Genomic DNA, 14,597 nt, shown 5'->3' with positions numbered 1-14,597 from the left:
ATTTCCGCTACGACTGCGACGCTGAGGCACCGAACCCGACGTCGGCATTCACTCGCCTTTTGAAAAGAGAAGAGACCACATCATGCTGATGGAACGCACTTGTCTTGTCACACTGAAACGAATGAGCTGTATTGCCGCGACCACTGGTTTAATGACGGTTGCCACGCAAGTCCACGCGCAATCGAGCGTTCAGTTGTACGGAATTATCGATACCTGGGCGGGCGCTCAACGAGCCCCCGGTAAATCGCTGAGCTGGCAGGAAGGCGGAGGTGGGTTGTCGACCTCGTTCTGGGGTTTCGGCGGCAAGGAAGATCTGGGTAACGGCTATAAGACGATCTTCGCGATCGAAGGCTTCTTCCGGCCGCAGAACGGCGCGTACGGTTCCTTCAACGGCGACCCGATGTTCTCGCGCAATGCCTATGTCGGTCTGACGACGCTGGCGGGCACGCTCACGCTCGGCCGTCAAAGCAGTCTGCTGTATCTGCAGGCTTGTCAGTTCAATCCGTTCTATGCGTCGTTCACGTTTTCGCCGACCATCGTTCAGATGTATGCGGGGTTAGGTACGTATCCGTCGTACAAGACGGATCAAGGGATTATCGGCGGCACCGCCTGGAGCAACGCGGTTCAGTACGCGAGCCCGGAACTCTACGGTTTGAGCGGTCACGCGATGTACGCGTTCGGAAACGGCAGCACGGGCAATGGCAGCAAACAGTATTCGGTTCAGGCTTCGTATCGCAACGGCGGTTTTGCTGCGGGGGGCGTGTATCAGTACGCCAACTTCAATTCCACCGCAGGCGATCTGAACGGGTTGCTGAAGGGCTTTCAAAGCCAGTCGGCGGCGCAATTGGCGGCTTCCTACGAATTTTCGTTTGCCAAGCTCTATGGCGAATACCTGTACACCAGCGATAGCGTGATCAACCACGGCTTCCACGTGAACATGTTCGACGGCGGATTGAGCATCGCGGTGGGGACGAGCCGTATTCTGGCTTCGTACGCGTATTCCCGCGATGCCGGCGGGCTCGACCAGACCCGCCAGACGGCCACGCTGGCGTACGACTATCCGCTCTCGAAGCGCACCGATGTTTACGCCGCGTACATGTACGACCGCATAACGGGCATGTCGTCGGGCGAGACGGCGGGTGTCGGAATTCGCTCGCGCTTCTAGACGGGAGCCTCGGTCACGGATGGCTGCAATGGGGCGTCGAGCGGGCCGCGCGGGTTCTCGGGGGTGAAAGCGGCTCGCACCTCGGCGTGATGGTTTCGGGCTTCAAACCGGAGATCGACGAAATGGCATGGTTGGTGAAGAAGATATGATTTTACATAATACAAATTAGCGAAGTTTTTTAAAACGTTCTCAAACATATAGAACCCACCAAAACCCAACCAACCCGACCACCCCCCAGAACCACTTCACCAAACCCTGCAAACCCCATAACGCTTGCCCTCGATTTCCGGCTTGTCCGCCAGATCGCACACCAGCTTCAACGGCCGGCCATCGAGTTCCGTGTCCGGATCGTAGTCGCCTTTGCCGAACGTCCACGCCGGATACTCCACGCCCCGATAACGGATCGTAATCGACTGGTTCACCCACGGCTGACCCAGCATGAGCCGCTGCAACCAGGCCGCACGTTCGATTGGCGCAAACCGGAACGCACCCGTGGCGTCGGTCGTGGTCCGCTGCTGCGGATTTTCGTCGTCATTCGACGACCACACGGCCCGCTGAACGAGTTCGGCCCCGGCCACTGGCTTGCCGTCCTTCAGCACGGTGCCGTGCACCTCAGAAAAGAGAACCAGACGATCGAACGCGCCCCCGGCCCATTCGTCCCACAGAAAGAACAGCGTCGGAAAGGCAAGCACGCACACGAACGCGGCTTTCAGCAGCCGATTCCTGCGCCGGCCCGGCGTCGCTGGAGGCTCAGGGCGCGCCATCGCCACGCTGGTCCGTCATGCAGTCCGGCAGCATCATCGCCGTCTCCCCGTATCAATCCGCGCGCCCGGCGCGCAGCTTGGCCTGCAGCCCGGCTTTCACCTGCGGCCACTCGTCGTCGATGATGCTAAAGCGCACGGAATTGCGCTTGCGCCCGTCCGGCATGATGCGTTCGTGCCGTACAGTGCCCTCTTCCTTTGCGCCCAGGCGCAGGATCGCCGCGCGCGATTTCTCGTTGAACTCGTCGGTCGTGAATTGCACGCGCACGCAGTGCAGCGTTTCGAACGCGTAGGTCAGCAGCAGGTATTTCGCTTCGGTGTTCACCGCCGAACGCTGTGCCGATGCCGCAAGCCATGTATGCCCGATCTCGAGCTTGCGATTCACGCGATCGATTTTCCAGAAGCGCGTGCTGCCCACCACGCGCCCCGTGTCGCGGCGAACGATCGCGAACGGCATCACGGTGCCCGCCCGTTCGCCTTCGTGGGCGCGGGCGAGATACGCATCGACCGTGGACGCCTGCGGAACGACGGTCACTTTGAGGTTCCAGAGTTCGCCGTCGGCGGCGGCATCGAGAAGATTCTGCGCGTCGTTGGCGCGCAGCGGGCGCAGTTCGACGATGCGGCCGGTCAAGGTGGGGGTGGAGGAAGTGTCGGGCGTGTCGCTCATGATCGGCGTGGTGTGGTGGCGTTCCTGCGTTCTTTTAGCCGCTGCCGCGCTGGCGCGCATTCGCGATTTTAGCGTCGGCGCCGCCGCGCGCCAGGAAGGCGCATGGCGAAACGCTAAAATAACGGTCGTGCGCCCGGCCCGGTTCCGGCCTGGCTCTGGCCGGCTTCAAGCGGGTTGAGCCCGACCGCCGGCGCCCCGCTATTTCCGCTATCCCCGACTCCGAGCATTTCGTCATGGCCCGCATCCAGCTGCACTTTCCCGAAGACCAGTATTACTACTCCACGCATCTCACGGTGCGCGTCACCGACATCAACGGCGCCAATCACCTCGCCAACGATTCGATGATCTCGATGATTTCGGAGGCGCGTGCGCGCTTCCTGTTCGACGCGGGCATCGAAGACATGAAGGAGGCCCATACGAGCATCATCGTCACGGACCTCGCCACGACCTACCGCGCCGAGGCCTATGCGCGCGACCAGCTCGCCTTCGAAGTCGGCATCATGGACTTCAACAAATACGGCGGCGACATCATTTTCCGCATTACGCGCCCTGCCGATGGCGTGCTGATCGCCATGGCCAAATCCGGCTTCGTGTTCTTCGACTACGAGTCCAAACAAGTCGTGCCGATGCCCGAAGCGTTCCGCGCGAAATTCCCGAACGTCAACATGGCGAACCCGGCGAACCCGGCGGCCTGACCGGCAGCCAACGCCCGCTTGCTGCCGCGCTAGCGCGGCTGGAAGGCGATCAGCGCCATGCCGGCCAGCGTGAAGGCCATCCCCGCCCAGTCCCATGCGCTGGGCCGCACCGCTTCCACAGCCCAGAGCCACAGGAGCGCCACGCACACATAAACGCCGCCGTAGGCCGCATAGGTGCGCCCCGCCGCGCTCGGATGCAGCGTGAGCAGCCACGCGAACAACGCGAGCGAACACGCGGCGGGAACGAGCCACCAGACGCTCGCGCCTTCGCGCAGCCAGCGGTACGGCAAATAGCAGCCGATGATTTCGGCCAGGGCGGTGGCCACGAACAGCAGAAACGTCTTCATTGTGCGGTGATGCGGTGAGGTCGCGAGGCGGCGACGGGGCCGCTCATGGTATCTCGGTGCGCCGCGCGCAATGAGCCGATGCGGCTGCGCAGGCATGCTCGCCTCACAAAGAAAAAGCGCGCCTCGCGTAAGCCGCGAAGGCGCGCCGTCAAACCACAGCGCTATTACGCGCGTATAACGCCGCTACGCTTACGGACGCTCGCCGCGCGCGAGCCGGCTTTCGATCTCGCTCACCACCGGCAGCAGGTCGGCCACGCTGTCGATCACGTAATGGGCGCCCGCTGCGCGCAGGCGCTCGACGGCCGCTTCGCGGCGGCGCGTATATTCGTCGAGCGGCAGCGCGTGCACTTGTTCTTCCGTCATGCCGAATGCGTTGCCGCTCACTGCCACGCCCACGGCCCACGTGCCGCCGTTGAGGCCCTCTTCGATGCCGACTTCGGTGTCGTCCACCTTGATCGCATCGCGCGCAAGCCACACGCCGAGTTGCGGCAGCGTGCGATAGATCATGTATGGCGAGGGCCGGCCTTCGGGCGTGTCGCCAGTGCAGACGATGCTGTCCGCCTGGAAGCCCTGGGCCGCCGCGCCCGGCACGATCTGGTCGATGATCTCGCGCGTGTAGCCCGTGGTCGAGCCAATGCGCACGCCATCCGCGCGCAGCGCGGCGGTCACGGCGGCCACGCCCGGAATCACGTTGCTGTACTGCGCGGCCACCGCCACGTTCTTCGGCACGAACACGTCGTACACGGCGTCGATGTCGGCATCGTCGGGTACGTGGCCATAGCGCGCCTCCCAGGCTTTCGCGACGCGCGGCAGCGCCATCAGCGCCGCGATGTGCGGGCGCTTGGCCATGCCCATCGGGCCGCGCGCCTCGTCGATCGAGATCGGTACGCCGAACTCGTCGAAGGTCTCGACGAAGGCGCCCATCGGCGCGCGCGAACCGTAATCCACCACGGTGCCGGCCCAGTCGAAGATCACTGCCTTAACGTGTTTCATTGCCGTATGTCCTGCGAAAGTGCTGCGTAGAGGAGTTCTTGCCTGAGATTCGCACTACTGATGATCAAGCCGCGAGCGCTTCGCGCGCGTCGAGCGAGGTTGCCGCGGGCGTGCCGCTTGCCACGCCCAGCGCGCGCAGCGCCGTGCCGCACGCTTGCACCACGCGCCGCATCACCGTTTCGTCGAGCGCGCCGATGCAGCCGATGCGAAAACTTTCGACCGTGGTGAGCTTGCCCGGGTAGATGAGGAAACCCTGAGATTTCATGAGTTCGTAAAAGCGCTCGAAACTAAAGGCCGGATCGGCCGGCGAGAAGAACGTCACGATGATGGGCGAGCGCCAGGCCTCGGTAAGCAGCGGCTCGAAGCCGAGCGGGCGCATGCCGGCCACTAGCACGTCGCGATTGCGGGCATAGCGCGCCAGACGCCCCGGCTGGCCGCCTTCGAGCGTATGCAGGCGCAGCGCCTCGATGAAGGCGGCCACCGTGTGCGTGGGCGGCGTGAAGCGCCACTGGCCCGTGCGGTTCATCACGTCCCACTGGTCATAAACGTCGAGCGAGAGCGAATGGCTGTTGCCTTGCGCCGCGCGCAGCACGGCCTTCTTCGCGATCACGAAGCCGAAGCCCGGCACGCCTTCGATGCACTTGTTCGCCGACGAAACGAACGCGTCGCACGGCAGCTTGCGCACGTCGAGCGGCACAGCGCCGAACGCGCTCATCGAATCGATCAGCAGGCGCCGGCCGAGGCGCGCCGTGACGGCGGCGATCTCCTCGATCGGGTTCAGGATGCCGGAGCTGGTCTCGCAATGAACCACCACGACGTGCGTGATGTCGGCATTCGCGGCGAGGATGCGCTCGATGTCGGCGGCACGCGGCGGCAGATAGTCGCCGGTGTCGTGAACCGTGTGGCGGCGGCCCAGGTAGCGCAGCGTCGTGGCGATGCGTTTGCCGTAGGCGCCGTTGGCCAGCACCAGAACGTGGCCGCCGCGCGGCACGAAGCTGCCGAGCATCGCCTCCACGCAGTAGCTGCCGCTGCCTTGCAGCGGCACGCAGTCGTAGTCGCCCTGCGTGTCTCCGGCAATCGCCAGCAGGCCGCGGCGCAGTTGCGCCGTCATGGCGCGAAAATCGCCGTCCCACGAACCCCAGTCGCGCAGCATCGCCTCCCTGGTGGAGGCGGCCGTGGTGAGCGGCCCGGGGGTCAGCAGGTACGGTTCGGCGGGGGTGGTCATGCAGCGACTCCAGTCGGCGTTCAGCATCGAATGCCGACACGGTATCCCACGGCGGTGCATCGGTAAAATCGATATAATAGATGCTGCTATAAGTTAAACTTATTGGAACCGCATGGCCATGCAGTACGCCCAGTTACGCGCTTTTCACGCGGTCGCCGAGCACGGCGGTTTCTCGCGCGCCGCCCAGGCGCTGTCGCTCTCGCAGCCCGCCGTTTCGGACCATGTGAAGCGTCTCGAACAGGATTTCGGGGTCAAGCTCTTCGAGCGTGCGCCGCGCGGGGTGGAGCTGACCGAACTCGGGCGGCGGCTCTTTGCCGTCACGCGGCAGATGGTGAGCTGCGAGCGCGATGCCCGGCGGCTGCTGGAGGCGGCGGGCGCGCTGGAATCGGGCGAACTCTCGTTGATCGCCGACGCGCCGGATCTCGCCATCAAGCTGATCGGCGCGTTCCGGCGCCGCTATCCCGGGGTGGTGGTGAAGCTCTCGATCGCGAACGCGACCGAGTGCATGCGCCGCGTGCTCTCCAGCGAGGTGGATGCGGCGATCACGGCGGCGCGCCAGGTGCATAGCCGCCTGCAGACGCGCGTGCTGCGCGAGGAGCCGCTGGTGGCGGTGGTGCCCGCCGACAGCCCCGCCGCGAAAAAGCGCCGGATGACGTACGAGGAGCTCGTGCGCGAGCCGATGGTGTTCCGCGAGGCGCAGTCGGTCACGCAGCAGTTGCTGGAGGCCGAACTGGTGCGCAAGGGCCTGCAGGTGCAGCCCGTGCTCTACGTGGACGGCCGCGAGGCGCTGCAGACGGCCATCGCGCAAGGCGTGGGCGTAGGCGTGATCGCGTATGCCGAATTCGGCGAGTCGCGGCGCATTCGCATGATCCCGCTCGCGGATTGCCAGGTGCGCATGGTGGAATCGCTCACGCGGCTCGCGGACCCCTCGTCGTCGAACCTGCTCGACGCCCTCTTCGCCACCGAGCTGGATTGAGCGCGGGTTCAGTCCTCCCGCGCATGCGACTTATCGCCACACCGCCGCACCACCTCAGGTCACGACGATATCCGTGCCCACGGCGTGCAGCAGATCGCGCAGCGCTTCCGCCTCCTCCATGCGGGCGCCGCGGCGCAGATGAATGCGCACCGCCTGGCCGGCGATGCCGTCCACCGGCCGCGAAAGCCATAACTCGATCGCGAGGCCCAATCCATCGGGCCGGTCGACGGCAACCGGTTCGACGACACGCGGCTTGAAACAGGCGGATTCGGACATGGTCTGGACCTCGTCGGCAGGCAGTGGCAAGTTGTCGGCGGCTGTCGATAAACAGCCCTGTCATCGTAACCATGCCGGGCCGCGGCACCAAACGACGAATACGCGTTAGCAAATGACGGCGCACGCGAGCACGCCGCCGCGGGAATCCTTCGCAGCCGTTTTTTTTCCACACGCGAGGCCGCGCGCCGCGTGGCACACTGACTGGATCGTTCCGTCTGGGAGCCGGCCGTGGAACGCCCCTTCACCGATCGCCGCCAAGCCGGCCGCATGCTGGCCGAGCGCCTCGCCGCCTATGCCGGGCGGCGCGACGTGGTCGCGCTCGCGCTGCCGCGCGGGGGCGTGCCGGTTGCCTTCGAGGTGGCGATGGCGCTTGGCGTGCCGCTCGACGTGCTACCGGTGTGCAAGCTCGGCACGCCGTGGCAGCCGGAACTCGCCATGGGCGCGCTGTCGTCGAACGGCGCGCAGTTCGTGGACGAAGCGCTGATCCGCGAAGCGGGCGTGAGTACAGGGCAACTGCAAAGCGCGATTGCCACGGCGCGCATCGAACTGGGGCGCCGCGAAATGCGCTATCGCGGCGAGCGGGCTCCGGTTCCGGTTCCGGTGGCGGGCCGCGTCACGCTCGTCATCGACGACGGCATGGCCACAGGCGCGTCGCTGAAGGCCGCGGCGCGCGCGCTCGCCACGCTCGGCCCCGCGCGCATCGTTGCAGCACTGCCGGTGGCGCCCGTCGACGCCCGCGTCCGGCTGGGCAGCGTCGTGGACGAGGTCGTCTGCGTGCTCGCGCCTCAGCATTTCTACAGCGTCGGCCAGTTCTACTTCGATTTCGACCAGGTGAGCGACGACACGGTGCGCGAGTTGCTCGATGAAGCGACCGGCAATTCCGGCACTTCCGGCGCTGCCTGAAACGGCTGAGGCCCGCTTTGCCGTCATACCGGCGCAACAAAAGCGCAGCGAAGAATCAGCCCAAAGGATCACCCCAAAGGATCACCCCAAAGCACCGCCGCCCGTCACCGCACCGGGTTTGCCGCGCCCTCGCCCACTACGGTTTGCCAGGGCCGCACGCGCCAGTGGCGCACAAGCCCCGCCGTGACGTAGGGGTCCGCGCGCGCGAACGCTTCGGCGGCGGCGGGCGTTTCGCCCTGGAACAGCAGCAGCGCGCTATCGACGGGGTCGGCCACGGCGCCCGCGAGCAGCAGTTCGCCGCGCTCCGCCGCCGCCCACGCGAGCGCGAGATGCACGCCGCGGTGTTCCGGGCGGCGTTCGAGGTAGTCCTCGGCGAGTTCGTACGTCAAGAGCCAATGCATCGCGTTCTCCTGAACAGGGCCGCCCGGCCTCGGGCGGGCCGGGCGGCGATTTAACGCATTGTGCCGCACGCGCGGTCAACCGCGGCCACTGCTGCCCCGTTTTCAGGGAGGCTTTGCCATAATGGTCGCGGCTGCGGCCACAACCGGCAGCCGGGGCGAAATGCCCGCACAGGGGCGGCCCGCTCGCACGACCACCAACAACGTCGATATCCCATGGGAGTCACCGATGAAGATGCAATCCGTTATTGCTGCAATCGTGCTGGGCGGCGTGCTGGCCGCACCGGCGTTCGCCCAGACCGCCGCGCCGGCGGCCGCGCCCAACAGCCAGCAGCAGAAGATGAAGACCTGCAATGCCCAGGCCGCCGACAAGAAAGGCGATGACCGCAAGGCCTTCATGAAGCAGTGTCTTTCGGCGTCGGGTGCTCCCGCACCTGCCATGACGCAGCAGGAACGGATGAAGGCATGCAACGCGCAGGCCGCCGACAAGAAGGGCGACGACCGCAAGGCCTTCATGAAGCAGTGTCTTTCGACGAAGAGCTAAGCACCGGTTCTCCCCGGCAAAGCGCGCGGCGGCTCGGGCTGCCGCGCGCTTTTTCATGTCTCGGCCGCCTGGCCGGGCTGCATGTTTGCCCTGCTCGCGCCGTCCGCGCCCGTCGGGCCCGGCGTTTTTCTCCTATGATGGCTGCAACGGCGGCCCCGCCCAAGACGACATAACGCATACGCCATCGGGTTGCCGGTTGACGTTGATGCCAACGGCATCGAACGGAGGCGCAGATGGCATGGAGACACAAGAACCGCTGGTTTCGCCGCTGGCTGCTGGTGATCGTGTTCTGGCTGGTGCCGGTGATGATCGTGGCCGTGCGCGAGATCCAGGAGGAGATGGCCTATAACCGCGCCGACCTCCAGCGGGCATTGACCACGTGGACCTTCACCGACGCCGAACGCGACGCCGGCGCGCCGCTGCGCTGCCGGGGCACGCCCGACGCGGCCCGCGCGGCGGGCTGCCCGGCCGAGGTGCTGGGACAGAACGACGCGCGCTGGCAAGCCGCGCGCGACGAATATGCCGCGCGCCGCAGCACCCTCTTCGACTATCTCTGGCATGCATTCGTGGGTTACTGGGTGGTGCCGGCGGCGACGCTCCTTGCCATCGGCATCGTGCTCGGCGGCGTGAAGCGCGCGCTGCGGCGGCCGCCCGCGCAATCCGCGCCCAAACCCGTGCAGAAACCCATACCGGAACGTTGATGCCGCAACGCAACATTCCGGTCTCCTGAAGACCGCAGCCGCGTCGAGCGACCGGCCCGGGCGCCGCTTGTGCCGGCGCCCGCGCTGTGCGCGCTCGACCAACCGTCTGATTTAACTATGCTATAACCGCCTCAGCCCGCATCGCCGGAATCCCCGGCATTCGCGGCGCATTTCCGGTCACCACACGGAGAAGAAGATGCAAAAATACGGCTTCATCCTGAAGGCCACTGTTGCTCTCGCCCTCGCCGGCACCGCACTCGCGGGCTGTACCACCACCGGCAATCAGCCGCCCACCGCCACCTCCAACGCCGCACGCCGCCAGTCCATCGACGCGGGCGCGGACGGCACGCTCTCGCGCCTCTTCCAGACCGTACCGGGCTCTCGCGAGCTGGTCGGCAAGGCGCGCGGCATTCTCGTGTTCCCGTCGGTCGTGCAGGCGGGCATCGTGGTGGGCGGCGAGCACGGCGACGGCGCGCTGCGCGTAGGCGGCAGCACGGTCGGCTACTACAGCACCACCTCGGCTTCGGTGGGCGCCACGCTCGGCGTGCAGTCCAAGTCGGTCGTGTACCTCTTCATGACCCAGGACGCGCTCGACAAATTCCGCAATTCGAATGGCTGGTCGGCCGGCGGCGACGCTTCGGTCGCGCTCGTGAAGGTCGGCGCGAACGGCAGCATCGACACGACCACGGCCACCAAGCCCGTGGAAGTGTTCGTGCTGACCAACAGCGGCCTGATCGGCGACCTCTCGCTCGGCGGCACGAAGATCTCGCGCCTCGACCTGTAAACGGGCCCTGCCCTGCGGCACGTCCGCGAGCGCTCAGCTCGTGGACGTATCGATCACCTTGAAGCGCGAGCGCTTGCTCGCGCGTATCACGCTCTGATAAGCCTCCACGTATTGCTGCGCCATGCGGCGCGACGTGAAGCGCGCTTCGAAACGGCCACGCACGCCGCTGCGCGGCACGCGCGCGAGGCGGTTCACGGCGGCCACGGCGCCGATTTCGTCCTCGACGATAAAACCGGTCACCCCTTCCTCCACCACCTCCGGCACCGCACCGCGGTTGAACGCGATCACCGGCGTGCCGCACGCCATGGCCTCGATCATGACGAGGCCGAAGGGCTCCGGCCAGTCGATCGGAAACAGCAGCGCGTGCGCGCCCGAGAGAAATTCGGCCTTCTGGGCATCCGAAATCTCGCCGACGAACTCGACGCCCGGCAGCGCGAAAAGCGGCTTGATCTCGCGCTCGAAATACTCGCGGTCGGCCTCGTCCACCTTGGCGGCAATGCGAATGGGCAGGCCGCAACGCTGGGCAATGCGGATGGCGGTATCCACCCGTTTTTCCGGCGAGATGCGGCCGAGGAACGCGAGATAGCGCGGCTCGACGGGCTGCGGCGTATAGAGCGTTTCGGGCAGGCCGTGATAGACCGTGCTGAGCCACCTGGCCTGCGGCATGGGCTGGCGCTGCGCGTTCGAAATGGAAATGACGGGCGCGGTGTCGAAGGTATCGAAAACCGGCTGCTGCTCGGGCAGATCGAGCCGGCCGTGCAGCGTCGTCACGAACGGCGTGTCCTGGCGCTTGAACACCGAGAACGAGTAGTAGTCCATATGAAAGTGCAGCACGTCGAACTGGTCGGCCTGGCGGCGCACCAGCTCCATGAGCAGCATGTGCGGCGCGATGCGGTCGCGGATGGCGGGGTCGAGGCGCAGCGCCCTCGGCCACACCGGTTCGAGCTTCGCGCTCGTGACCGAGTCGCCGCTTGCGAACAGCGTGACCTCGTGGCCGAGGTCCACCAGCGCTTCCGTGATGTACGACACCGCGCGTTCCGTGCCGCCGTAGAGCTTGGGCGGTACCGACTCGGTCAGCGGGGCGATCTGCGCAATTCTCATGGGAGTCTCCGGGAAGCTGGGCGGGTGCGCTTTTCAGGCCGCGTTCCCGCGTTGAGGTCCGATCTATGCCAGGTTTTATTGTAAGGCAATGTTAAGCCGGGCCTCGTGGGCAACATCGAGGCGATATCGGGGCAACATCGGCAGCCCGTTTGCTTCGTTTCGCAATTCGCGTGCCCGTGCTGGCGCGCGGGGCCATGCGGGACGCTTCGGGATGGCTCGCCCTCAGCGCGCGGGCCACTTCCACGGCGGCACGTCCAGCGCATCGGCATCGGCGAGCGCGGTGGCCCCCAGCTTGCGTGCGAGCACGATCGACTGGCTGCCCGCCTCGCGCTCCAGCGCCGCGACGAGACGCGGCGCATGCGACACCACGAGCACCTGCGAATGCTGCGACGCCCGCGCGATGAGCCGGGCGAGTGACGGCAGCAGATCGGGATGCAGGCTCGTTTCCGGCTCGTCGAGCACGAGCAGCGCGGGCGGCCGCGGGCTCAGCAGCGCCGCCGCGAGCAGCAGATAGCGCAGCGTGCCGTCCGAAAGCTCCGCGCCGCGCAGCGGCCGCAGCAGCCCCTCCTGGCGCAGCGCCACCTCGAAGCGCCCTTCGTGATTGACGATCTCCACGCGCGCGCCCGGAAAGGCATCGGCAACGGCCGTATCGAGCGCGGCGCCATCGCCGATCTCGCGGATCGTCTGGAGCGCCGCGGCGAGATTCGCGCCGTCGTCGGCGAGCACCGGCGTATGCGTGCCGATCTGCACCTGGCGCGCGGGGGCGAGCGCGTCGGTGCGGAAATGGTCGTAGAAGCGCCACGAACGGATCTGCTCGCGCACGGCGATCATCTCCGGCGCGCTGCGCGGGTCGGCGAACTCGGTCATCATGCTGTCGAAGCTCGCCACCGGCTGCGCGAGCGTCGTCCACTCGCCGTCGTCGCCGCGGATGCGGATCATCGGCCCCTGGCGACTGACGAGCAGCGCCGAAGGCCGCAGCAGCGGCCCGCTCCAGATGCATTCGTGCTTGATGACCGGGTCGAGCGAAAACTGCGAGTTCGACGGCATCGGCATCCCGAGGTCGATCGCGTAGCCGAATGCGTCGCCCGCGAAGCCGAGGCGCAGGCTCACGGCATCCTTGCGCACCGTTCCCTGCACCGGCATCGCGCCCGCGAGCACCGCGCGCGCGAAACGCTCCGGGCCGGCCCAGAGCGTCGATTGCAGGCCGCCCTCGCGAGCGAGCGAGGTGATCACGCCGCCGCGCGCGGTGAGCGCGAGCAGGCGCAGCGCACGATAGAGGTTCGATTTGCCGCTGCCGTTGGGCCCGGTGATGACGTTGAGCGGCCCGAGCGGCACGATCAGTTCGCGCAGCGAGCGGTAGTTGGCAATGGCGAGCGTGGTGAGCATGAAGCGAGGGAGCGGAAAGTCTCTGGCGGCGTGATCGCCGGATCATAATAACCGGGTGCCTTCATGCGCGCTTCGGTGTCCTCGTTTTGCGGCCCGCGATGGCTTCGCGCTAGCGCACTCGGGGCACGTGGCTCAAATCGCGCAGGAAGGTATCGCGCCAGACGCCGAGGTCGTTGCGCCGCAGTGCCGCCATATTGGTCTCGTAGCGCGCCTGGCGCTCGGCGAGCGGCATCGAGAGCGCCTGCTGCAGCGCTTCCGCCATGCCCGCCGCGTCGTGCGGATTCACGAGCACGGCGCCCGTGAGTTCGGCGGCGGCGCCCGCGAAGATCGAGAGCACGAGCACGCCCGGGTCGGCGGGATTCTGTGCCGCCACGTACTCCTTCGCAACGAGGTTCATGCCGTCGTGCAGCGGCGTGACGTAGCCCACCTGCGATTCGCGAAAGAGCGACATCAGCTTCCAGCGGTCGTACTGCTGGCTCAGATAGCGGATGGGCGTGTAGTCGAGGCCCGAGTAGCGCCCGTTGATGCGCCCGGCCTCGCGCTCCAGTTCCTCGCGGATCTGCTTGTAGCTCGCCACGTCCGAGCGCGTGGGCGGCGCGATCTGCACGAGCGTGACCTTGCCGCGCCACTCGGGCGAATGTTCGAGCAGCTGCTCGAACGCGTGGAAGCGCTCGACCAGCCCCTTCGAATAGTCGAGCCGGTCCACGCTCATGATGAGCTTGCGCCCTTCCAGGCTCTGCTTGAGGTCCAGCACGTGCTGGCGGCTCTCGTAGCGCGCGGCCTGCTCGGCGATTTCGTCGGGAAACACGCCGATCCGGTAAACACCCGTGCGCAGTGGGCGGCCATAGGCTTCGATGCCGGTGTTCGCGCTGTCTCCGTTATTCCCGCGATTGCCCACCGGCCCCGTGATCTTGCCGCGCGCCACGCGCACCACGTAGTCGTGAAAGGCCTGCTCGTCGTTGCGCGTCTGGAAGCCCAGCAGGTCGTAGCAGCACAGCGACTTCACGAGTTCCTCGTGCGGCGGAACGGTCTGCAGCACCTGCGGCGAGGGAAACGGAATGTGCAGAAAGAAGCCGATGCGATTCGTCACGCCTTCGGAGCGCAAGGCTTCGGCGAACGGAATCAGGTGGTAGTCGTGGACCCAGATGTTGTCGTCGGGCTCGATCAGCTTGACGAGCTTGTGCGCGAGCCACGCGTTCACGCGGCGGTAGCCCGCGTATTCGTCGCGCTCGTAGCGCGCGAGGTCGTTGCGATAGTGGAAGACCGGCCAGAGCGTGGCGTTCGAAAAGCCGCGGTAGTACTGGTCGTAGTCCTTGCGCGTGAGGCCGACGGTCGCGAACGAGACCGGGCCGTCTTCGACGAGCGAGGGCCCCGCATTGGCCACGGTTTCGCTCACGACGTCGCCGCTCCAGCCGAACCAGATGCCGCCCGCATCCTTGAGCGCGCCGAACACGCCAACGGCGAGCCCTCCCGCGGAGCCTTTCGTTTCCGTGGGCGTGGCCACGCGGTTCGACACGACGATCAATCTGCCCATTCGGGCTCCCTCCGCACGTGATGCCCCGCTCTTTCGGGGGCCATTCCGGCACAAGCCTGCGATGCCATCTCAACAGACCCTAGCACGGAGCGTGCCGCGAGACGTCCTGCCGGTCAGCGATGCGCCGGCGATGGCCGCCGC

General features: G+C 66.5%; 17 protein-coding genes. 7 read left to right on the top strand and 10 right to left on the bottom strand.

Annotation, left to right across the window (positions count from 1 at the left end):
- The first annotated feature begins 82 nt into the window (after window positions 1-82).
- Complete coding sequence (locus tag BFE01S_RS08335; RefSeq protein ID WP_028225083.1) at window positions 83-1,165, top strand: porin; 1,083 nt, start codon at window positions 83-85, stop codon at window positions 1,163-1,165.
- A 245-nt stretch (window positions 1,166-1,410) separates the two neighbouring features.
- Here the strand turns inward: BFE01S_RS08335 and BFE01S_RS08330 are convergent, their stop codons facing one another.
- Window positions 1,411-1,929, bottom strand: a complete 519-nt coding sequence (locus BFE01S_RS08330; RefSeq protein ID WP_322787817.1) for a carboxypeptidase-like regulatory domain-containing protein — start codon at window positions 1,927-1,929, stop codon at window positions 1,411-1,413.
- Between the two features lie 52 nt (window positions 1,930-1,981).
- The gene (locus tag BFE01S_RS08325) at window positions 1,982-2,593 is read right to left on the bottom strand and encodes a GNAT family N-acetyltransferase (RefSeq protein ID WP_028225081.1); all 612 of its coding nucleotides are present in this window, start codon (window positions 2,591-2,593) and stop codon (window positions 1,982-1,984) included.
- A 233-nt stretch (window positions 2,594-2,826) separates the two neighbouring features.
- Between BFE01S_RS08325 and BFE01S_RS08320 the strand changes: the two genes are divergently transcribed.
- Window positions 2,827-3,288, top strand: coding sequence for a thioesterase family protein (locus BFE01S_RS08320; RefSeq protein ID WP_028225080.1), 462 nt, complete (start codon window positions 2,827-2,829; stop codon window positions 3,286-3,288).
- A gap of 29 nt (window positions 3,289-3,317) precedes the next feature.
- Here the strand turns inward: BFE01S_RS08320 and BFE01S_RS08315 are convergent, their stop codons facing one another.
- The 3 genes from BFE01S_RS08315 to BFE01S_RS08305 form a co-directional block, all read right to left on the bottom strand.
- Window positions 3,318-3,635: a YnfA family protein gene (locus BFE01S_RS08315; RefSeq protein WP_028225079.1), complete on the bottom strand. Its 318-nt coding sequence runs from the start codon at window positions 3,633-3,635 to the stop codon at window positions 3,318-3,320.
- Between the two features lie 189 nt (window positions 3,636-3,824).
- Entirely contained in the window at window positions 3,825-4,628 is an 804-nt protein-coding gene (gene phnX / locus BFE01S_RS08310) for a phosphonoacetaldehyde hydrolase (RefSeq protein WP_028225078.1), read from the bottom strand.
- Window positions 4,629-4,692: 64 nt separating this feature from the next.
- A complete protein-coding gene (locus BFE01S_RS08305) occupies window positions 4,693-5,853 on the bottom strand; it encodes a 2-aminoethylphosphonate--pyruvate transaminase (RefSeq protein WP_218002901.1) in 1,161 nt (386 codons plus the stop codon).
- 118 nt (window positions 5,854-5,971) lie between these two features.
- Between BFE01S_RS08305 and BFE01S_RS08300 the strand changes: the two genes are divergently transcribed.
- Window positions 5,972-6,829: a LysR substrate-binding domain-containing protein gene (locus tag BFE01S_RS08300; RefSeq protein WP_028225076.1), complete on the top strand. Its 858-nt coding sequence runs from the start codon at window positions 5,972-5,974 to the stop codon at window positions 6,827-6,829.
- A 54-nt stretch (window positions 6,830-6,883) separates the two neighbouring features.
- Here BFE01S_RS08300 and BFE01S_RS08295 read toward each other — a convergent pair whose 3' ends face one another.
- Window positions 6,884-7,105, bottom strand: a complete 222-nt coding sequence (locus tag BFE01S_RS08295; protein WP_028225075.1) for a hypothetical protein — start codon at window positions 7,103-7,105, stop codon at window positions 6,884-6,886.
- Window positions 7,106-7,333: 228 nt separating this feature from the next.
- On the opposite strand from BFE01S_RS08295, the gene BFE01S_RS08290 reads away from it, so the two are divergent.
- On the top strand, window positions 7,334-8,008 hold the full coding sequence (locus BFE01S_RS08290; protein ID WP_028225074.1) for a phosphoribosyltransferase: 675 nt from the start codon (window positions 7,334-7,336) through the stop codon (window positions 8,006-8,008).
- Window positions 8,009-8,112: 104 nt separating this feature from the next.
- Here BFE01S_RS08290 and BFE01S_RS08285 read toward each other — a convergent pair whose 3' ends face one another.
- Window positions 8,113-8,409, bottom strand: a complete 297-nt coding sequence (locus BFE01S_RS08285) for a YciI-like protein (RefSeq protein WP_028225073.1) — start codon at window positions 8,407-8,409, stop codon at window positions 8,113-8,115.
- A 226-nt stretch (window positions 8,410-8,635) separates the two neighbouring features.
- Between BFE01S_RS08285 and BFE01S_RS08280 the strand changes: the two genes are divergently transcribed.
- The 3 genes from BFE01S_RS08280 (at window position 8,636) to BFE01S_RS08270 (ending at window position 10,435) form a co-directional block, all read left to right on the top strand.
- Window positions 8,636-8,950 carry a PsiF family protein gene (locus tag BFE01S_RS08280; protein ID WP_028225072.1) on the top strand — a complete coding sequence of 105 codons (315 nt, stop codon included), beginning with the start codon at window positions 8,636-8,638 and terminating at the stop codon, window positions 8,948-8,950.
- Between the two features lie 233 nt (window positions 8,951-9,183).
- The gene (locus BFE01S_RS08275; protein ID WP_028225071.1) at window positions 9,184-9,651 is read left to right on the top strand and encodes a hypothetical protein; all 468 of its coding nucleotides are present in this window, start codon (window positions 9,184-9,186) and stop codon (window positions 9,649-9,651) included.
- 196 nt (window positions 9,652-9,847) lie between these two features.
- Window positions 9,848-10,435 carry a BPSL1445 family SYLF domain-containing lipoprotein gene (locus BFE01S_RS08270; RefSeq protein WP_028225070.1) on the top strand — a complete coding sequence of 196 codons (588 nt, stop codon included), beginning with the start codon at window positions 9,848-9,850 and terminating at the stop codon, window positions 10,433-10,435.
- Between the two features lie 33 nt (window positions 10,436-10,468).
- Here the strand turns inward: BFE01S_RS08270 and BFE01S_RS08265 are convergent, their stop codons facing one another.
- From BFE01S_RS08265 to otsA, 3 genes are all read right to left on the bottom strand, one after another.
- Complete coding sequence (locus BFE01S_RS08265; protein WP_028225069.1) at window positions 10,469-11,536, bottom strand: glycosyltransferase family 4 protein; 1,068 nt, start codon at window positions 11,534-11,536, stop codon at window positions 10,469-10,471.
- Window positions 11,537-11,758: 222 nt separating this feature from the next.
- Window positions 11,759-12,922, bottom strand: a complete 1,164-nt coding sequence (locus tag BFE01S_RS08260; RefSeq protein ID WP_028225068.1) for an AAA family ATPase — start codon at window positions 12,920-12,922, stop codon at window positions 11,759-11,761.
- Window positions 12,923-13,031: 109 nt separating this feature from the next.
- Window positions 13,032-14,456: an alpha,alpha-trehalose-phosphate synthase (UDP-forming) gene (gene otsA, locus BFE01S_RS08255; protein WP_028225067.1), complete on the bottom strand. Its 1,425-nt coding sequence runs from the start codon at window positions 14,454-14,456 to the stop codon at window positions 13,032-13,034.
- Window positions 14,457-14,597: the final 141 nt, after the last annotated feature.

The organism is Paraburkholderia ferrariae NBRC 106233 (genome assembly GCF_000685035.1).
In the GTDB taxonomy this organism is placed as follows: Bacteria; Pseudomonadota; Gammaproteobacteria; order Burkholderiales; family Burkholderiaceae; genus Paraburkholderia; species Paraburkholderia ferrariae.
The sequence above is the reverse complement of the archived record's forward strand: the minus strand, read 5'-3'. Positions and strand labels throughout refer to the sequence as shown.